Raw genomic sequence first — 18883 nt, forward strand, 5'->3', positions numbered from 1 at the left:
GCCTTCGCGGGGCATGACAGTTATGGGTGGGCTCACTCCACCGCGGCGTACACCAGATCCCGCAGCAGGTTGCGGATATATTCGCGTTGGCCGGGGCCCTGCATCATGAACACCGTGAACAGGTCCTCGGCGGGATCGATGAAGAAGAACGTGCCGGCCATGCCGCTCCAGAAGAACTGGCCGAGCGAGCCCGGGAACGGCGCTATCCCTCTGTGAGTGCGGACCGCGAAGCCGAGGCCAAAACCGTGGCCGGGCGGCATCAGCGGTGAGTCGACCTTCACGCCGGCGGTAAGGTGATCCGAGGCCATCAGCTCCAGCGTCTTGCGGCCGATGATCCTGTTGCCGTCCAGCGCACCGCCGTTGAGCAGCATCTGGCAGAAGCGCGCATAGTCCATCGTGGTCGAGACCAGCCCGCCGCCGCCGGATTCCATCGCAGGCTTCTCAAGCATGTTGAAGAGCTGCACCTTGTCGCCATTCCAGGGATCGGTCGGGAACGGTTCGGCGAGGCGGCCGGCATTCGCTTCCGGCGTATGGAATGCGGTCTCCGCCATCTGCAGCGGCGCCAGGATGCGTTCGGTCAGGAAGGCGCCGAGCGATTTGCCGGAGACAACCTCGATGATGCGGCCGAGCACATCGGTCGAGCGGCTGTAATTCCATTCCGCGCCGGGCTGGCAGATCAGCGGCATGCCGGCGATTATGGTCGCGTGTTCGGCGTTGGTGATCTTGCGGCTGCGTAGCCGGGACTGCTGGTAGAGCTGCTGGACCAGGCCGTTGCCGGTGTGGTCGTAGGTCAGGCCCGAGGTGTGCCGCAGCAGGTCCTGCACGGTCATCTGCCGCTTCACCGGTACCAGCTCGAGCTTGCCGTTGTTCTCGACGCCGACCTTCTGCTCGGCAAACTCCGGAATGAATTTTGCGACGGGGTCACCCAGGACGAAGTGGCCGTCCTCGACCAGCATCATGATGCCGACGGAGACGATCGGCTTGGTCATCGAGAAGATACGGAAGATGCTATCATGCGCCATCGGCGTGGCCGCCGCCGGGCTCTGCCGGCCGATCGCATCGAACCAGCCGACCTGACCGCGCCGCGCCACCATCACGGTCGCGCCGGGCAGGGTTCCCTTGTCGACCTCACGCCGGAAGGCATCCGACATAGACTGCAGGCGTACGCTCGAGAGCCCGATCGTTTCCGGCTTGGCGTCGGGGAGGGCGGGGGTCTGGGGGGCGGACGTCTGCCGGGCGGCGGTCTGCGCGTTCATGGTGTCTCCCGTTGCGCTTGTTGTTTGTGACAGACGCGAACTTTGGCGCAGAAGCCCTGGCTTGGATAGAGTTCTTGATGTGGGAGCAATCGCTTCGCCCTTGCAATCGGGGCATGGCCTATGCTTGAAACGGCGCGAAGCGGCGCACGCGCCGGTTCCCTGCAGGAGTGTAGCTCAATTGGTAGAGCACCGGTCTCCAAAACCGGGGGTCGCAGGTTCGAGCCCTGCCACTCCTGCCAGCTAAATCAAATGCTTAGACCGATTTTTGAACTTAGGCGAAGAACGCGCTGAGCACAGCCACGTCGGAGCGCGCCGGGGTCTCGCCCCGCAGGTCGGCATCGATGACCCGCCGGCATGCATCCACTGTGAGGATGTCGCCGAGGTCGTTGGCCGCGTCGAGAACGGTCCAGGCCGTCTCGCCCGCGGGTCGCTCCTGGTCGTGGCCTAACTGAGCCATGGTCAATCTCGCCCCTTTGGAGCCTGCAGGATAGCCGACAGCTTTTAAGAACCAGATCGCGGCCTTGTAAGCATTTGAGGCATGGCGGTACTGGTGATTAACCAATGACGGCCGCCGCCCCAAGGAGATCAGGGGGCGGTGGCAGCCCCGCGGCACCCCGTACCTTGACCTTTTGCCCGGCCGGCAGTAGATACCCGCCACCTGCAGCCGGCCCGCTAGATGCGGATATCCGGCGCGGCTTTGAATTCCCCCGAACAATCGAGCCCGCTTGGCGGCTCATCCTTCGAGAGAGGGCTGGGCGCGAGAGGGCTGTTCGGATTCGCCTTAAATTGCAATCGTCTCACGAAGGACGCGGTAACCAACGATGGCTTTCAGCCCGTTCAAATTCCTGCAGGAAGTGCGCTCGGAGACCGCCAAGGTCACCTGGCCGACGCGCCGCGAGACAACGATCACCACGATCATGGTGTTCGTGATGGTTGCACTGGCGTCGATCTTCTTTTTCATGTCGGATCTGGTGATCCGCTTCGTTGTCACTTTCCTGCTGGGCGTCCACTGATGAGCACCGGAACCCAAACCATGGACAAGCGCTGGTATATCGTTCACGCCTATTCGAACTTCGAGAAAAAGGTCTCGGAATCGATCCGGGAACAGGCGAAGCAGCGCGGGCTTGAGGATCTGTTCGAGCAGGTGCTGGTGCCGACCGAAAAGGTCACCGAAGTACGCCGCGGCCGCAAGATCGATGCCGAGCGCAAGTTCTTCCCGGGCTACGTGCTGGTGAAGATGAAGCTGACCGACGAGGCGTTCCATCTGATCAAGAACACGCCCAAGGTCACCGGCTTCCTCGGCGCTGAAAACAAGCCGATGCCGATCTCCGAATCCGAGGCGATGCGAATCCTGCATCAGGTGCAGGAAGGCGTCGAACGTCCGAAGGCGTCGGTGTCGTTCGAAATCGGCGAGAACGTCCGCGTGGCCGATGGCCCGTTCGCGTCGTTCTCCGGCGTGGTTGAAGAAATTGACGAGGCGCGTTCGCGCGTGAAGGTCGCGGTGTCGATCTTCGGCCGCGCCACGCCCGTCGAACTGGAATTCGGTCAGGTCGAGAAGGTCTGATCGGCAAAAGCGCGGAGCGCGTCTCCGCACTTAGAGAGCGCGAAGCGTCTTCGCGTATCAAGAGGCCGTGGGAGGAAGAGGCGGTTGCCAACCGTCCTTGATCCGAACCACGAACCTGAAACCGCCGGCTTCGAAACCCGGCACAACAGGAGTGATACATGGCAAAGAAAGTGACCGGATACCTGAAATTGCAGGTGCCGGCCGGTGCGGCGAATCCTTCGCCCCCGATCGGTCCCGCGCTTGGTCAGCGCGGTCTCAACATCATGGAATTCTGCAAGGCGTTCAACGCGCAGACGCAGAAGGAAGAAAAGAACACCCCGATCCCGGTGATCATCACCATCTATGCGGACCGTTCCTTCACCTTCGAGATGAAGACGCCGCCGATGTCCCACTTCCTCAAGCAGGCCGCCAAGATCCAGTCCGGTTCGAAAGCTCCGGGCCGCGACAAGGCCGGCCAGGTGACCCGCGCGCAGGTGCGCGAGATCGCCGAGAAGAAGATGAAGGATCTCAATTGCGATTCCATCGATGCGGCCATGAAGATGGTCGAGGGCTCCGCCCGTTCGATGGGTCTGGAAGTTGCGGGGTAACGGGCCATGGCAATCGGAAAACGTTTGAAGAAGGCCCGCGAGGGTGTCGACCGCGAGAAGCTCTATCCGCTCGCGGATGCCATCAAGATGGTCAAGGAACGCGCCAAGTCGAAGTTCGACGAGACGATCGAGATCGCGATCAATCTTGGCGTCGACCCGCGTCACGCCGACCAGATGGTTCGCGGCGTCGTCAACCTGCCGAACGGCACCGGCCGCACCTTGCGCGTCGGCGTGTTCGCCCGCGGCGCGAAAGCGGAAGAAGCCAAGGCAGCAGGTGCTGACGTCGTCGGCGCCGAAGACCTGGTCGAGAAGGTGCAGGGCGGCAACATCGATTTCGATCGTTGTATCGCCACCCCCGACATGATGCCGCTGGTCGGCCGCCTCGGTAAGGTGCTCGGCCCGCGCGGCATGATGCCGAACCCGAAGATCGGCACCGTGACGATGGATGTCGCCACCGCCGTGAAGGGCGCCAAGGGCGGCTCGGTCGAATTCCGCGTCGAGAAGGCCGGCATCGTGCAGGCCGGCGTCGGCAAGGCCTCGTTCTCCGAGGAAAAGCTGGTGCAGAACGTGAAAGCGCTTGCGGACGCGGTGGCGAAGGCAAAGCCCGCCGGCGCCAAGGGCACCTACATCCAGCGCGTGGCGGTCTCCTCCACCATGGGCCCGGGCGTCAAGGTCGAGCCGGGCACGCTGCTCGGCTAGTTCCTCGCGGCTTCGCGAATAAAATAAAAAAGGGCGGAATCGGGTGACCGATTCCGCCCTTTGCGTTTGATGTGGCAATTGCGTAATCGTCGCAGTGCCGGACTTGCCAAGAAGGAACAACAATGCCCGAGAAGGTCCTGATCTATTCGCGTTTTCCAAAAGCCCAGATGGAGCGTTTCGGCGAGCGTTTTGAGCTCCTGAACGCGGCCGGCAAGCCGCCCAATGAAGTGTTTTCCGCCGAACAGCTCGCCGACATTCGCGCGATGATCACGGCCGGCGGCACGCCGCTTCGCGGCGAGGCGATGGATCTCATGCCGAAATTGGGCGCCATCGTCTGCTACGGCACCGGTTATGACGGCGTCGATCTGGCGGCGGCGGCGAAGCGCGGCATCGCGGTCGGCCACAGCCCGGGGGCGAATGCGGCATCCGTCGCCGACATCGCGGTCACCCTGATGCTGGCCACCACGCGGCGACTGCTCGCGGCTGACGACTATGTGCGGGGCGGCAGCTGGGCCGCCGCAAAGCCGTCACCGATGATGCGACCGCAGGCCGGGATGCTGGGCCGCAAAATCGGCGTCTACGGCATGGGCGAGATCGGCCGCAAGATCGCGGCGCGCGTCGCCGCGTTCGAGACCGAGGTCGGCTATTTCAGCCGCAGCAAGCACGACGTTCCCTATCAATATTTTCCGACGCTCGATGGGCTGGCCGAATGGTGCAGCGTGCTGATGATCGCGGTGCGGGCGGGGGCGGATACCAATCACGCCGTCGGTGCCGATGTCCTGAAGAAGCTCGGCAAGGACGGCTATATCGTCAACATCTCGCGCGGCTCGGTGATCGACCAGCCGGCTTTGATCGCGGCGCTGACCGACCAGACCATCGCCGGGGCGGGCCTCGACGTGTATGCGAAGGAGCCGCATGCGCCTGACGCGCTGACGGCGCTGCCCAACGTCGTGCTCTCGCCGCATATCGGCGGCCATACCCTGGAATCGCATGTGGCGATGCAGGACTGCGTGCTGGCCAATCTCGATGCGTTCTTCGCCGGCAAGCCGCTACCATACAAGGTGCCGCTCGGCTGATCGTCAGTGCATTCTGGCAGCCGGCAGATGGCGCAGCTTGTCGGGATTTCGGACGATATAGATCGCGGCGATTTTCTCGCCGTCGATTGCCATGCTCATGGTGTTGTCGAGTTCGCCGTCCAGGTAGAGCAGGGCGCCGAAGGCTCCGTTGATCATGGCAGGCTCGATGCGCATGTCGTGGCCGGCGTTCTTGGCGGCAATACCGATGAAGAAGCGCGCGATCTTGTCGGCGCCGATGATCGGATTGCGCGCTGCCGTCCTGCGGCCACCGCCATCGGTGAGCGCCACGGCATCCTCTCGCAGCAGCGCGGCGAGCTGCGCAACGTTACCGCTGGTAACCGCCTCGCCAAATGCCTGCAGCAGGCGGGCGTGATTGTCGGGTGCGCGCGCCGGGGCCGGGCGATTGTCGCGCACTGCGCGGCGGGCCCTCGAGGCCAGTTGCCGGCAAGCCGCCTCGGTGCGGTCGAGCATGGCGGCGATTTCGGGGAACGGCGTGTCAAAGACGTCGTGGAGCAGGAAGGCCGCGCGTTCCATCGGCGACAGCCGGTCCAGCGCCAGCAACAAGGCGAATGAGAGATCGTCGGCCAGTTCGGTGGCGGCGTCGGCTGACAGGCCTTCCGCGTCGAACACGGGCTCGGGGAGCCACGGGCCGACATAGATCTCCCGCTGCGCCTTCGCGCTCTTCAGGCGATCGAGACAGAGTCGGGTCACCACGGTGACGAGAAAGGCTTCCGTGTTGTGAACGTCCTGCGCCCCGGCAAAACGGAGGTAGGCATCCTGCACCACGTCTTCCGCGTCGCTACGGCTGCCGAGCATGCGATAGGCGAGTCCGAGCAGGCGCCCGCGATGGGGCGCCAGCGGGTTGTCATCATGCGGCCTGTTTGACGACATCGACATTGTGTCCACTCACGGTGACGCGGCGGCATTCCTTGGCATAGCCGAGGCCCGCCTTCACCATCGGGAACATGCGGCCCATTTGCAGCGCCAGCGTCAGATCTATTACGCCTTTCTGGCCCCATTGGGCCCGGACGGCGTCGCGAAACTCGTCCTCCGCCTCGGCGGCCCGGCGCACCACGGCGTCGGCGAACCGGAATCCAAGCGTCGTCGCCTCATTCATCGCCCGGGGATCGCGGCGGAGAACCGCCTCGATCTGGTCCCTGGGCATGCCGGCTTCCAGCGCCATGTCGACGACCAGCTGCGTGCACGGACCACAATCCTCCGCGAGGGCGCCGACGATCTTGGCTGCGAAAGTCGCCTCGATCGGGACCGCTTCGCGGTGGGCGGCCGCCTTCATGAGGGGCGCGAACTTGAAGAAGGCGGCAGGGGATACGTTCAGCATCATTTCCATATAGCTGACGTCGTACCCGTAACGCCTGGCAAATGCGCGCAGCGTGCGGCGCGCGATCCAACTACGCATGATTTTCTCCTTGGCTGGGAAAGGCGGAATAGAGGGCGGCTGCTGACGGCAGCACGATGGCGAGGAGGTCGAAGGTGGGATGATGGGTGTGCCCGCCCGCCAGCATCACCAAGTGGAGCAGGGCATGGGCAGTGAGAAAGCTGGCGCCCGCGACGGCCGCCGGCCAATACCGTGGCCGCCATGCCCGGGCGGCCAGCGCCAGGCCGGCCACGAGGAACGCGACCCCGATGTCCTGAACGAAATGTGGGTTGAACGGGCCGGTGTCCGGCACACCGGGTACGGTTTCGTACCAGAGGGGGCCAGCCACCAGCATAGCCAGTCCGTTCAGAACCGTGGGTATCGCAAGAATTGCCGCCAACTGACGCCGCATGGGAACCTCCTGCGGCCAAGACGAACCAGGAGCCCCCGGTGTGACAGAATTCGTCAAAGAATTTTCTGCGATTCGGGGCGAAAATTTTTGTTCCGGCCGGGCCGATGAACTGGTGTGAATTTTGCCCTTGGCAAGCCGGACAAGACTCGGTAAACAACCGCTTCCGGGCGTGCTGGCAGTTGCTGGCACGTTCGTGCGCGCATTACGAAAATCCGACACGGTAGGAGATCATTCCTTTCAGGACATCCGCATGGATTGCTCGAAAGGAAGGAAAACCCATCGCTTCGGTGGAGTGCGGCAGGGGTCTTTCGGCTTGCCGGATGGCCTCGATCCTGTCCGAGACTGCAGGCGCCCAAGTTGAAATTTGTGCCGAAACGCAAGTTTCTTCAACGGCTTAATCTTACAGCCTGCATAGACGGGTGAAGACCGGATTTCGCTTCAGCGTCGCCTCGTGTGGCGCCCTGGCTGATTTGGTTCGAACCTCGACACCCCGCACCATCTGGTTCGGGAGGGCAGGCTTATCAATGTCGTCCTGCCCGGCGTGTCCTTGAGACTGGTGTCTAGAGGTCAGGTTTTGGGCGAGACGATGGGTGCAACCCGGCGGTCTCGCTTCTTGCGAAGGCCGCCAACCGGAGAGAGCTTGCTGTGGAAAGAGCGGCAAAAAAGGACGCGGTTGGGGCGCTGAACGAGGTCTTCAAGACCACGAGCGTCGCAGTCGTCGCCCACTATTCCGGCCTCACCGTGGCCCAGATGCAAAAGCTGCGCATGCAGATGAAGCAGGCGGGCGCGTCGGTGAAGGTCTCGAAGAACCGTCTCGCCAAAATTGCTCTTGAAGGCACGGATGTCGTTGCCATCGGCTCCCTGCTGAAGGGACCGACCGTGATCGCGACTTCAAACGATCCGGTAACGGCGCCGAAGGTTGCCATCGAATTTGCCAAGGCGAACGAAAAGTTCGTCATCCTCGGCGGCTCGATGGGTAAAACCGTCCTGGATGTGAACGGTGTGAAGGCGCTTGCCTCGCTGCCGTCACTCGACGAACTGCGCGGAAAGCTTGTCGGCCTCCTGGTGGCGCCGGCGACCAAGATCGCTCAGCTCTCGACTGCGCCCGCGGCCAAGCTCGCGCGTGTCGTCCAGGCCTATGCCTCAAAGAGCGAAGCGGCCTGACCCTTCGCAAATCAAACCTGGTTCGAACCAAACGTTTAAGGAAACTGATCAATGGCTGACCTACAGAAAATCGTCGACGACCTCTCGAGCCTGACCGTGCTCGAAGCTGCCGAACTCGCCAAGCTCCTCGAAGAAAAGTGGGGCGTGTCCGCCGCTGCCGCCGTGGCGGTTGCCGGTCCCGCGGGTGGTGGCGCTGCCGCTGCTCCGGCTGAAGAGAAGACCGAGTTCACGGTCGTTCTCGCTGCCGCCGGCGACAAGAAGATCGAAGTCATCAAGGAAGTCCGCGCCATCACCGGCCTGGGCCTCAAGGAAGCCAAGGACCTCGTCGAAGGCGCGCCCAAGCCGGTCAAGGAAGGCGTGAACAAGGAAGAGGCCGACAAGCTCAAGGCCCAGCTCGAAAAGGCTGGCGCGAAGGTGGAATTGAAGTAAGCGTACTACACAGAAAAGTGTGGGGATTCGCGGGGTTAGCCCCTCGAATCTCCACGATTCCGCCCCATATCGGAGCGGCAGCAGGAAAAGGCGGTAGGCGGTGGGGACGGCAGGGTTCCCAGCGTAAGCCGTTGGGAGACAGTCAGATTTCGGGCTTTTTCAGTCCGTGAAGCGGCAAGTTGAGACGGGCGGGTGCAGTCATGCGCCCCGCGCGTCGTTTTGCGTTTTGAAGGTCTAAGGTGCGAGTTCAGGACTTAATTCCTGAAATTGAGCTTTGTTCCTTTTGAGCGATTCGAAATTCAACCCGGGGGCGATGGCAGTCGCGCTTCGGAAGGTTCGCCCACAAGGGCGACGAAAATGAGAGGCCACGATGGCGCAGCAGACATTCACCGGTCGCAAACGCGTTCGCAAGTTTTTCGGACACATCAAGGAAGTCGCCGAAATGCCGAACCTCATCGAGGTTCAGAAGGCGTCCTACGACCAGTTCCTGATGGTCGAGGAACCCCAAGGCGGCCGGCTGGACGAGGGCCTCCAGGCGGTGTTCCGCTCGGTGTTCCCGATCTCGGATTTCTCCGGCACCTCGATGCTGGAATTCGTCCGCTATGAATTCGAGCCGCCGAAATACGATGTCGACGAGTGCCGCCAGCGCGGCATGACCTATGCTGCGCCGCTCAAGGTGACGCTGCGCCTGATCGTGTTCGATATCGACGAGGAAACCGGCGCCAAGTCGGTGAAGGACATCAAGGAGCAGGACGTCTACATGGGCGATATACCGCTCATGACCATGAACGGCACCTTCGTCGTCAACGGCACCGAGCGCGTCATCGTTTCCCAGATGCACCGTTCGCCCGGCGTGTTCTTCGACCACGACAAGGGCAAGACCCATTCGTCCGGCAAGCTGTTGTTCGCCGCGCGCGTGATTCCGTATCGCGGTTCCTGGCTCGACATCGAGTTCGACGCCAAGGACATCGTGTTCGCGCGCATCGACCGCCGCCGCAAGATCCCCGTGACCTCGCTGATGTACGCGCTCGGTCTCGACGGCGAGACGATCCTGTCCACCTTCTACAAGAAGATCAATTTCAAGCGCGCCAAGGAAGGCTGGCGCGTGCCGTTCGACGCCGCGCGGTTCCGCGGCTATTCCACCATCAACGACCTGATCGACGCCGATACCGGCAAGGTCGTGCTCGAGGCCGGCAAGAAGCTGACGGTGCGCGCGGCGCGCCAGTTGCAGGAAAAGGGCCTCAAGGCGCTGCGTCTGTCGGACGAAGAGCTGGTCGGCAACTATCTCGCCGAGGATCTCGTCAATCCGAAGACCGGTGAAATCTATGCCGAAGCCGGCGAGGAACTGACCGAGAAGTCGCTGAAGGCGCTCAACGAGCAGGGCTACAAGGAATTGCCGCTGCTCGACATCGACCACGTCAATGTCGGCGCCTACATCCGCAACACGCTGCATGCCGACAAGAACATGACGCGTGAAGACGCGCTGTTCGACATCTATCGCGTGATGCGTCCGGGCGAGCCGCCGACCATCGATTCGGCGCAGACCATGTTCCAGTCGCTGTTCTTCGACAGTGAGCGCTACGACCTGTCCGCGGTCGGCCGCGTCAAGATGAACATGCGCCTCGAACTCGACGCGCCCGACACCCATCGCACGCTGCGCAAGGAAGACATCCTGGCCGTCATCAAGACGCTGGTCGATCTGCGCGACGGCAAGGGCGAGATCGACGACATCGACCATCTCGGCAACCGCCGTGTGCGTTCGGTCGGCGAGCTGATGGAGAACCAGTACCGCATCGGCCTCTTGCGCATGGAGCGCGCGATCAAGGAGCGCATGTCCAGTGTCGATATCGACACCGTGATGCCGCAGGACCTGATCAACGCCAAGCCGGCGGCTGCCGCGGTGCGCGAGTTCTTCGGCTCCTCGCAGCTGTCGCAGTTCATGGACCAGACCAACCCGCTGTCGGAGATCACCCACAAGCGCCGTCTCTCGGCGCTTGGACCGGGCGGTCTGACCCGCGAGCGCGCCGGCTTCGAGGTGCGCGACGTGCATCCGACGCATTACGGCCGCATCTGCCCGATCGAAACGCCGGAAGGTCCGAACATCGGCCTGATCAACTCGCTGGCGACGTTCGCGCGCGTCAACAAGTACGGCTTCGTCGAAACGCCCTATCGCAAGGTCAAGGACGGCCGCGTCACCGAGGAGGTCGTGTACCTCTCGGCGATGGAAGAGGGCCGTTATCGCGTGGCGCAGGCTAACGTGCCGCTCGACGCCAAGGGGCGCTTCACCGAGGACCTGATCATCTGCCGTCACGCCGGCGAAGTGCTGCCGATCACGCCCGACAAGGTCGACTATATGGACGTGTCGCCGAAGCAGCTCGTTTCGGTGGCCGCGGCGCTGATCCCGTTCCTCGAGAACGACGACGCCAACCGCGCGCTGATGGGCTCGAACATGCAGCGCCAGGCGGTGCCGCTGGTTCGCGCCGAGGCGCCGTTCGTCGGCACCGGCATGGAAGGCGTGGTGGCCCGTGACTCCGGTGCTGCGATTGCCGCACGACGCTCGGGCGTGATCGACCAGATCGACGCCACCCGCGTCGTGATCCGCGCCACCGAAGATCTCGATCCCACCAAGTCGGGCGTCGATATCTACCGGCTGATGAAGTACCAGCGCTCCAACCAGTCGACCTGCATCAACCAGCGTCCGCTGGTGAAGGTTGGCGACATCGTCAAGAAGGGCGACATCATCGCCGACGGTCCCTCGACCGATCTCGGCGAACTCGCGCTCGGCCGCAACGTGCTGGTCGCGTTCATGCCGTGGAACGGCTACAACTTCGAAGACTCGATCCTGCTCTCGGAGCGGATCGTGAAGGACGACGTCTTCACCTCGATCCACATCGAGGAGTTCGAGGTGATGGCCCGCGACACCAAGTTGGGCCCTGAGGAAATCACCCGCGACATTCCGAACGTCTCGGAAGAAGCGCTGAAGAACCTCGACGAAGCCGGCATCGTCTATATCGGCGCCGAAGTCCGTGCCGGCGACATCCTGGTCGGCAAGATCACGCCGAAGGGCGAAAGCCCGATGACGCCGGAAGAAAAGCTCCTGCGCGCCATCTTCGGCGAAAAGGCTTCCGACGTCCGCGATACCTCGCTCCGCGTGCCGCCTGGCGTGCAGGGCACGATCGTGGAAGTGCGCGTGTTCAACCGTCACGGCGTCGACAAGGACGAGCGTGCGCTGGCGATCGAGCGGGAAGAGATCGAGCGTCTGGCCAAGGACCGCGACGACGAACAGGCGATCCTCGACCGCAACGTCTACGGCCGCCTCGCGGAGCTGCTGGAAAATCGCCAGGGCATCGCGGGTCCCAAGGGCTTCAAGAAGGACACCAAGATCACGCGCGCCGTGCTCGAGGAGTATCCGAAGTCGCAGTGGTGGATGTTTGCTTCGCCGAACGACAAGCTGATGAGCGAAATCGAGGCGATGCGGAAGCAGTACGACGAATCGAAGAAGGGCCTTGAACAGCGCTTCCTCGACAAGGTCGAAAAGCTGCAGCGTGGCGACGAATTGCCACCCGGCGTGATGAAGATGGTCAAGGTCTTCGTCGCGGTGAAGCGCAAGATCCAGCCCGGCGACAAGATGGCCGGCCGTCACGGCAACAAGGGCGTGGTGTCCAAGATCGTTCCGATCGAGGACATGCCGTTCCTCGAGGACGGCACGCACGCGGACATCGTGCTCAATCCGCTCGGCGTGCCCTCGCGCATGAACGTCGGCCAGATTCTGGAGACGCATCTTGGCTGGGCCTGCGCAGGCCTCGGCAAGCGCATCGGCCAGACCATCGACGCCTACTATCAGAAGCAGGACCTCAAGCCGTTGCGCGAGACCCTGAAGAAGATCTATGGCGACGATGAAACCATCAAGACGCTGAACGACGGCGAGTTGATGGAGCTTGGCAGGAACCTGAGCCACGGCGTGCCGATCGCAACACCGGTGTTCGACGGCGCCAAGGAAGCCGACATCGAGGAGATGCTGAAGCTCGCGGGCTTCGACGCCTCCGGCCAGTCGACCGTCTATGACGGCCGCACCGGCGACGCCTTCGATCGCAAGGTGACCGTGGGCTACATCTACATGCTCAAGCTGCACCATCTGGTCGACGACAAGATCCACGCGCGTTCGATCGGACCGTACTCGCTCGTCACCCAGCAGCCGCTGGGCGGCAAGGCGCAGTTCGGTGGCCAGCGCTTCGGCGAAATGGAGGTGTGGGCGCTGGAAGCTTACGGCGCGGCCTACACGCTGCAGGAAATGCTGACCGTGAAGTCGGACGACGTCGCCGGCCGTACCAAGGTGTACGAGGCGATCGTGCGCGGCGACGACACGTTCGAGGCGGGTATTCCGGAATCGTTCAATGTGCTGGTCAAGGAAATGCGCTCGCTCGGCCTCAATGTCGACCTGCACAATTCCAAGGTGGGGCCGGCGACCACGTCCGAGGCTGCTGAGTAACGCTTAAAGATTCCATGTCCGGCCAGGAGCGCGAAGCATGTCTTCGCGCAGATCGGCCGGGCATTCGCGCTTCTCTCGGACGTTGAGCGGGGCGCGCACTAAAAAAGAGTTTCGAATTTGCTGCCGGTGACGATCGGCACGCGAGGAGAAGACGATGAACCAAGAAATTATGAATCTCTTCAATCCGACGACCCCGGCCCAGGTCTTCGACCAGATCCGGATCTCGATTGCGTCCCCGGAGAAGATTCTGTCCTGGTCCTACGGCGAGATCAAAAAGCCGGAGACCATCAACTACCGGACCTTCAAGCCGGAGCGCGACGGCCTGTTCTGCGCCCGCATCTTCGGGCCGATCAAGGATTACGAGTGCTTGTGCGGCAAGTACAAGCGGATGAAGTACAAGGGCATCATCTGCGAAAAGTGCTCGGTCGAAGTGACGCTGTCGCGCGTCCGGCGCGAGCGCATGGGGCATATCGAACTGGCCGCGCCCGTTGCCCACATCTGGTTCCTGAAGTCGCTGCCGTCCCGCATCGGCCTTCTGCTCGACATGACGCTGAAGGATCTCGAGCGGATCCTGTACTTCGAATATTACGTCGTGCTCGAGCCCGGCCTGACCGCGCTCAAGGACCGTCAGTTGCTGTCGGAAGACGAGTACCTGAAGGCGCAGGACGAATACGGCCAGGATTCGTTCACCGCCATGATCGGCGCCGAAGCGATCCGCGAGCTGCTGAAGGGGCTTGAGCTCGAAAAGCTCGAGCAGTCCCTGCGCGCGGAAATGCACGAGACCGAATCCGACATCAAGCACAAGAAGCTCGCCAAGCGGCTGAAGATCGTCGAGGCGTTCCGCTATTCCGGCAACAAGCCGGAGTGGATGATCCTGACCGTGGTGCCGGTGATTCCGCCGGACCTGCGTCCGCTGGTGCCGCTCGACGGCGGCCGCTTCGCGACGTCGGATCTCAACGACCTCTACCGCCGCGTCATCAACCGCAACAACCGCCTGAAGCGGCTGATGGAGTTGCGCGCGCCCGACATCATCATCCGCAACGAAAAGCGCATGCTGCAGGAGGCCGTCGACGCGCTGTTCGACAACGGCCGCCGCGGCCGCGTCATCACCGGCGCCAACAAGCGTCCGCTGAAGTCGCTGGCCGACATGCTCAAGGGCAAGCAGGGCCGCTTCCGGCAGAACCTGCTCGGCAAGCGCGTCGACTATTCGGGCCGCTCGGTGATCGTGGTCGGTCCCGAACTGCGCCTACATCAGTGCGGCCTGCCGAAAAAGATGGCGCTCGAACTGTTCAAGCCGTTCATCTATTCGCGGCTCGACGCCAAGGGCCTGTCCACCACCGTGAAGCAGGCGAAGAAGCTGGTCGAGAAGGAGCGTCCCGAGGTCTGGGATATTCTCGATGAGGTGATCCGCGAGCATCCGGTGCTGTTGAACCGCGCGCCGACGCTGCATCGCCTCGGCATTCAGGCGTTCGAGCCGGTCTTGATCGAAGGCAAGGCGATCCAGCTGCACCCGCTGGTTTGCGCCGCGTTCAACGCCGACTTCGACGGCGACCAGATGGCCGTGCACGTTCCGCTGTCGCTGGAAGCGCAGCTGGAAGCGCGCGTCCTGATGATGTCGACCAACAACATCCTGCACCCGGCGAACGGCCAGCCGATCATCGTGCCGTCGCAGGACATCGTGCTCGGCCTCTACTACGTGTCGATCATGCGCGAAGGCCTGCCCGGCGAGGGCAAGATCTTCGGCGACATGGCCGAACTCGAGCACGCCCTGCATTCGAAGGTCATCCACCTCCACACCAAGATCAAGTACCGGTGGGAGGGCACCGACGAGAACGGCAAGACCACCAGGCGCTGGATCGAAACCACCGCGGGCCGCGTCATGCTCGGCACCTTGCTGCCGAAGAACCAGAAGATCTCGTACGATATCATCAACAAGCTGATGACCAAGCGCGAAATCTCCGGCGTGATCGACCAGGTCTACCGTCACTGCGGCCAGAAGGAGACCGTGATCTTCTGCGACCGCATCATGGCGCTCGGCTTCTACAATGCGTTCAAGGCCGGCATCTCGTTCGGCAAGGACGACATGGTGGTGCCGCACTCAAAGTGGAAGATCGTCGACACCACCCGTACGCTGGCGAAGGATTTCGAGCAGCAGTACAATGACGGCCTGATCACCCATGGCGAGAAGTACAACAAGGTGGTCGACGCCTGGTCGAAGGCGACCGAAGAAATCGCCAAGGAGATGATGAAGGAAATCTCCTCGACCAAGAAGACGCCGAAGGGCGCCGACGCCGACATCAACTCGATCTACATGATGGCGCATTCGGGCGCGCGCGGTTCGCCGGCCCAGATGCGTCAGCTCGCCGGCATGCGCGGCCTGATGGCGAAGCCGTCGGGTGAAATCATCGAGACGCCGATCATTTCCAACTTCAAGGAAGGTCTGTCGGTGCTCGAATACTTCAACTCGACCCACGGCGCCCGCAAGGGCCTCGCGGACACCGCGTTGAAGACCGCGAACTCCGGTTACCTGACCCGCCGTCTGGTCGACGTGGCGCAGGACTGCATCATCACGCAGGACGATTGCGGCACCAAGCTCGGCATCAAGATGCGCGCCATCGTCGATGCCGGCACGGTTGTCGCTTCGCTGGCGTCGCGTATCCTCGGCCGCACCACGGGCGAGGACCTGCGCGATCCCGCGACCAACAAGGTCGTGGTCAAGCGCGGCACGCTGATGGAAGAGACGCATGTCGACGCCATCCAGCAGGCCGGCATCCAGGAAGTGAAGATCCGTTCGGCCCTGACCTGCGAACTCGTCAACGGCATCTGCGGCAAGTGCTACGGCCGCGACCTGGCCCGCGGCACGCCGGTCAACCACGGCGAGGCGGTCGGCGTCATCGCCGCCCAGTCGATCGGTGAACCCGGCACGCAGCTGACGATGCGCACGTTCCACATCGGCGGCGCGGCGCAGATCAACGAGCAGTCGTTCGTGGAGTCGAACTTCGACGGCAAGGTAACCATCAAGAACAAGGCCATCGCCAGGAACAGCGAAGGTCATCTGGTCGCGATGGTTCGCAACATGGTGTTTGCGATCACCGATGCCGACGGCACCGAGCGTGCGACCCACCGCATTCAGTACGGCGCGCGCGTGCACGTCGATGAAGGCGACATGGTCAAGCGCGGCCAGCGCATCGCGGAGTGGGATCCGTACTCGCGGCCGGTTCTCACCGAAGTCGAAGGGACCATCGGGTTCGAGGATCTGGTCGAAGGCCAGTCGATCTCGGAAACGCTGGACGAATCCACCGGTATCGCCAAGCGCGTCGTCATCGACTGGCGCGCGTCGCGGGGCGGGGCGGATTTGCGCCCGGCCATCGTGGTCAAGGGCAAGGACGGCAAGGTGCTGAAGCTCGCACGTGGCGGCGATGCCCGCTACATGCTGTCGGTCGACGGCATTCTGTCGGTCGACGTCGGCGCCAAGGTCAAGGCCGGCGACATCCTGGCGCGTATCTCCACGGAAAGCGCCAAGACCCGCGACATCACCGGCGGTCTGCCGCGGGTGGCCGAACTGTTCGAGGCCCGCAAGCCAAAGGACGCGGCGATCATCGCGGAAATCGCGGGCACGATCCGCTTCGGCCGCGACTACAAGAACAAGCGCCGCATCTCGATCGAGCCGATGGACAAGACCGAGGAGACCAGGGAGTACCTGATCCCGAAGGGCAAGCACATCCATCTGCAGGACGGCGACATCGTCGAAAAGGGCGATTTCATCGTCGAAGGCAATCCGGCGCCGCACGACATCCTGGCGATCAAGGGCATCGAGGAACTCGCTGCCTATCTGGTCAACGAAATCCAGGAAGTCTACCGGCTGCAGGGCGTGCTCATCAACGACAAGCACATCGAGGTGATTGTCCGTCAGATGCTGCAGAAGGTCGAGGTCACCGACCAGGGCGACACCGACATGATCTCGGGCGAGCAGGTCGACAAGATCGAGTTCGACGCGCTCAACTTGAAGGCCAAGGAAGAGGGCAAGAAGCCCGCCACGGGAACGCCGGTTCTGCTCGGCATCACCAAGGCGAGCCTGCAGACCCGCTCGTTCTTCTCGGCGGCCTCGTTCCAGGAGACCACCCGCGTGCTCACCGAAGCCGCCGTCAACGGCAAGGTGGACCCGCTGGAAGGCCTCAAGGAGAACGTCATTGTCGGCCGGCTGATCCCGGCGGGCACCGGCGCCTCGATGGCCAAGATCCGCGAAGTCGCGGTCAAGCGCGACAAGCTGATCCTCGACGAGCGCGAGAAGCAGGCGACGATCGTGCCGACCGCTCCGGAAGCGGAACCGCTGGCGTTGCCGCCGGCGGAGTAAGGGTTCCGTTCCACCTGGTTCCGATCAACAACAAAAGCCGGCTGCGAAGCCGGCTTTTCCTTTTTCAACGGCGCGACCCGTGCTTCACCCATAAGGGTGATACGTGCTACCAGCTCACGGTGTGCAGTCCGGCCATGTTGACGATCCCCTTCGATTCCCCATGAACGCATCAATTGATCCAGAACGCCTGATCGATCGCATTTATGAGGCCGGACTCATCCCCTCGCTTTGGCCAGCCCTGCTTGGCGAACTCGGTGCGGCGGTCGGCGGCAACGGCGGTTTTCTGTTCGGCGTGCGGGATGGCTACACAAGCGCGGTCAATTCTGTCGAATATGACGCGCTCATGCCGGTTTTCCTGACAGAGGGATGGAGCGAACGCGATCCTAACCTGCCGCGCGCCATCGCGCTGAATCGTGCAGGCTTCGTCACGGACTATGACCTCCTCTCGGAGGAGGAGATTGCGACCAACGAAGTCTACTGCAATTTTTACCGCAAACACGGCCTCGGCTACCGGGCCGGGACGATCATTCCGATGCCGAGCGGCGATTCAATCGCGATTGTGCTGCCGCGGCATCAGGATCACGGCCCGGTGCCGCAACAGGTCGTCAATCTGCTGGATGGACTGCGGCCGCATCTGGCCCGGGCTTCCCTTGCAGCAAACCGTCTTGGCTTCGAGCGCGCACTTGCTCAGGTCGATGCATTGCAGGCGCTCGGCCTGCCGGGCGCGGTGCTGCGCGGGCCCGGCCGGGTGTTCGCGACGAACGGCCTGTTCGATACGCTGATGCCTTCGCTGTTTCAGGATCGCGCCCAGCGCGTGATGATGACGGACGTTGCGGCGGATGCGCTGCTCGCCGAAGCGCTCGGTACGCTGCCTCTTGCCGGCAGCCGGACCGTGAAATCCATACCGGTCGCCGCGACGGTGGATCACGTGCCGATGGTGCTGCATGTCATCCCGGTACGCGGCGCCGCCCGCGATATCTTCACCCAGGCCACCGCGCTGCTGGTGGTAACGCCGGTCGACCGCGCCGCGGTGCCGACCGCGGAGGTCCTGCAAGGCCTGTTCGACCTGACACCGGCGGAAGCGCGCGTGGCGCGAGGCATTGGCCAGGCCGAAACCGTTGATGCACTTGCCGACGCGACAGGCGTCAATCGGGAGACGGTGCGCAGCCAGCTCAAGGCCGTACTGTCCAAGACCGGCCTGTCGCGCCAGCAGGAGCTGGTCAGCCTGCTGGCCGGCAAGGCGTTCCGTAGCGGGTAGCTGGCCGCACCCACGGCTCCGGCTCCAGGGGCGGAATCGCTGGCCCTTCCGCCGACGGGATACGGCTTCCGCAAGAATACGGTGCGAAGACAAAAGGCTGGCACAAGCCGGCCTTTTTGCTGCTTTCTTTCATTGCTGCGTTGCGGAGACCTGCTTTGTTCATCTTCCCTTCAGGGTGAAAAGGGCTTTTGCTTGTGGTTTAGACCGGCTGCTTCCAGAA

15 protein-coding genes and 1 tRNA gene are annotated in these 18883 nt (G+C 62.9%); 11 read left to right on the forward strand and 5 right to left on the reverse strand.

The features are described from left to right. Nucleotides 1–32: 32 nt before the first annotated feature. On the reverse strand, nt 33–1256 hold the full coding sequence (locus V1286_RS10845; protein ID WP_334479490.1) for a serine hydrolase domain-containing protein: 1224 nt from the start codon (nt 1254–1256) through the stop codon (nt 33–35). A gap of 163 nt (nt 1257–1419) precedes the next feature. Between V1286_RS10845 and V1286_RS10850 the strand changes: the two genes are divergently transcribed. Next, a tRNA-Trp gene (locus V1286_RS10850) sits at nt 1420–1495 on the forward strand. A gap of 32 nt (nt 1496–1527) precedes the next feature. Here the strand turns inward: V1286_RS10850 and V1286_RS10855 are convergent. Beyond that, nucleotides 1528–1818, reverse strand: coding sequence for a hypothetical protein (locus V1286_RS10855; protein ID WP_334479492.1), 291 nt, complete (start codon nt 1816–1818; stop codon nt 1528–1530). 259 nt (nt 1819–2077) lie between these two features. Here V1286_RS10855 and secE point away from each other — a divergent pair, with 259 nt between their 5' ends. From secE to V1286_RS10880, 5 genes are all read left to right on the forward strand, one after another. Beyond that, nucleotides 2078–2269: a preprotein translocase subunit SecE gene (secE, locus tag V1286_RS10860; protein ID WP_334439133.1), complete on the forward strand. Its 192-nt coding sequence runs from the start codon at nt 2078–2080 to the stop codon at nt 2267–2269. Between the two features lie 20 nt (nt 2270–2289). Next, a complete protein-coding gene (nusG, locus tag V1286_RS10865; RefSeq protein WP_247787048.1) occupies nt 2290–2820 on the forward strand; it encodes a transcription termination/antitermination protein NusG in 531 nt (176 codons plus the stop codon). A 158-nt stretch (nt 2821–2978) separates the two neighbouring features. Next, nucleotides 2979–3407, forward strand: a complete 429-nt coding sequence (gene rplK / locus V1286_RS10870) for a 50S ribosomal protein L11 (RefSeq protein ID WP_334479494.1) — start codon at nt 2979–2981, stop codon at nt 3405–3407. Between the two features lie 6 nt (nt 3408–3413). After that, nucleotides 3414–4106, forward strand: a complete 693-nt coding sequence (rplA, locus tag V1286_RS10875; RefSeq protein ID WP_334479496.1) for a 50S ribosomal protein L1 — start codon at nt 3414–3416, stop codon at nt 4104–4106. A gap of 122 nt (nt 4107–4228) precedes the next feature. Beyond that, nucleotides 4229–5182, forward strand: coding sequence for a 2-hydroxyacid dehydrogenase (locus V1286_RS10880; RefSeq protein ID WP_334479497.1), 954 nt, complete (start codon nt 4229–4231; stop codon nt 5180–5182). A 3-nt stretch (nt 5183–5185) separates the two neighbouring features. On the opposite strand, the gene V1286_RS10885 is transcribed toward V1286_RS10880, so the two are convergent. From V1286_RS10885 to V1286_RS10895, 3 genes are read right to left on the reverse strand one after another with little or no spacing between them, the layout of a single operon-like run. Next, nucleotides 5186–6073: a sigma-70 family RNA polymerase sigma factor gene (locus V1286_RS10885; RefSeq protein ID WP_334479498.1), complete on the reverse strand. Its 888-nt coding sequence runs from the start codon at nt 6071–6073 to the stop codon at nt 5186–5188. Continuing rightward, on the reverse strand, nt 6051–6599 hold the full coding sequence (locus V1286_RS10890; protein ID WP_334479499.1) for a carboxymuconolactone decarboxylase family protein: 549 nt from the start codon (nt 6597–6599) through the stop codon (nt 6051–6053). Before V1286_RS10890 ends, V1286_RS10885 begins: the two co-directional genes overlap by 23 nt. Beyond that, nucleotides 6592–6969: a hypothetical protein gene (locus tag V1286_RS10895; RefSeq protein ID WP_334479500.1), complete on the reverse strand. Its 378-nt coding sequence runs from the start codon at nt 6967–6969 to the stop codon at nt 6592–6594. The genes V1286_RS10890 and V1286_RS10895 overlap by 8 nt, the downstream gene beginning before the upstream one ends. Nucleotides 6970–7614: 645 nt before the next feature. On the opposite strand from V1286_RS10895, the gene rplJ reads away from it, so the two are divergent. From rplJ to V1286_RS10920, 5 genes are all read left to right on the forward strand, one after another. After that, nucleotides 7615–8133 carry a 50S ribosomal protein L10 gene (rplJ, locus tag V1286_RS10900; protein WP_334479501.1) on the forward strand — a complete coding sequence of 173 codons (519 nt, stop codon included), beginning with the start codon at nt 7615–7617 and terminating at the stop codon, nt 8131–8133. A gap of 51 nt (nt 8134–8184) precedes the next feature. Continuing rightward, nucleotides 8185–8562, forward strand: coding sequence for a 50S ribosomal protein L7/L12 (gene rplL / locus V1286_RS10905; protein ID WP_334479502.1), 378 nt, complete (start codon nt 8185–8187; stop codon nt 8560–8562). Nucleotides 8563–8932: 370 nt separating this feature from the next. Continuing rightward, complete coding sequence (rpoB, locus tag V1286_RS10910) at nt 8933–13051, forward strand: DNA-directed RNA polymerase subunit beta (RefSeq protein WP_334479503.1); 4119 nt, start codon at nt 8933–8935, stop codon at nt 13049–13051. A 154-nt stretch (nt 13052–13205) separates the two neighbouring features. Next, nucleotides 13206–17405 carry a DNA-directed RNA polymerase subunit beta' gene (gene rpoC, locus V1286_RS10915; RefSeq protein ID WP_334479504.1) on the forward strand — a complete coding sequence of 1400 codons (4200 nt, stop codon included), beginning with the start codon at nt 13206–13208 and terminating at the stop codon, nt 17403–17405. A 160-nt stretch (nt 17406–17565) separates the two neighbouring features. Continuing rightward, nucleotides 17566–18663 carry a helix-turn-helix transcriptional regulator gene (locus V1286_RS10920; protein ID WP_334479505.1) on the forward strand — a complete coding sequence of 366 codons (1098 nt, stop codon included), beginning with the start codon at nt 17566–17568 and terminating at the stop codon, nt 18661–18663. Nucleotides 18664–18883: the final 220 nt, after the last annotated feature.

Source organism: Bradyrhizobium algeriense (assembly GCF_036924595.1).
Lineage (GTDB): Bacteria > Pseudomonadota > Alphaproteobacteria > Rhizobiales > Xanthobacteraceae > Bradyrhizobium > Bradyrhizobium algeriense.

Bases quoted from the DNA above. Each gene is read 5' to 3' on its own strand.
- rplA (WP_334479496.1), top strand. From the start codon at position 3,414: ATGGCAATCGGAAAACGTTTGAAGAAGGCCCGCGAGGGTGTCGACCGC.
- V1286_RS10885 (WP_334479498.1), bottom strand. From the start codon at position 6,073: ATGTCGTCAAACAGGCCGCATGATGACAACCCGCTGGCGCCCCATCGC.
- secE (WP_334439133.1), top strand. From the start codon at position 2,078: ATGGCTTTCAGCCCGTTCAAATTCCTGCAGGAAGTGCGCTCGGAGACC.
- V1286_RS10895 (WP_334479500.1), bottom strand. From the start codon at position 6,969: ATGCGGCGTCAGTTGGCGGCAATTCTTGCGATACCCACGGTTCTGAAC.
- V1286_RS10890 (WP_334479499.1), bottom strand. From the start codon at position 6,599: ATGCGTAGTTGGATCGCGCGCCGCACGCTGCGCGCATTTGCCAGGCGT.
- rpoC (WP_334479504.1), top strand. From the start codon at position 13,206: ATGAACCAAGAAATTATGAATCTCTTCAATCCGACGACCCCGGCCCAG.
- nusG (WP_247787048.1), top strand. From the start codon at position 2,290: ATGGACAAGCGCTGGTATATCGTTCACGCCTATTCGAACTTCGAGAAA.
- rpoB (WP_334479503.1), top strand. From the start codon at position 8,933: ATGGCGCAGCAGACATTCACCGGTCGCAAACGCGTTCGCAAGTTTTTC.
- rplL (WP_334479502.1), top strand. From the start codon at position 8,185: ATGGCTGACCTACAGAAAATCGTCGACGACCTCTCGAGCCTGACCGTG.
- V1286_RS10845 (WP_334479490.1), bottom strand. From the start codon at position 1,256: ATGAACGCGCAGACCGCCGCCCGGCAGACGTCCGCCCCCCAGACCCCC.
- V1286_RS10920 (WP_334479505.1), top strand. From the start codon at position 17,566: ATGAACGCATCAATTGATCCAGAACGCCTGATCGATCGCATTTATGAG.
- rplK (WP_334479494.1), top strand. From the start codon at position 2,979: ATGGCAAAGAAAGTGACCGGATACCTGAAATTGCAGGTGCCGGCCGGT.
- V1286_RS10880 (WP_334479497.1), top strand. From the start codon at position 4,229: ATGCCCGAGAAGGTCCTGATCTATTCGCGTTTTCCAAAAGCCCAGATG.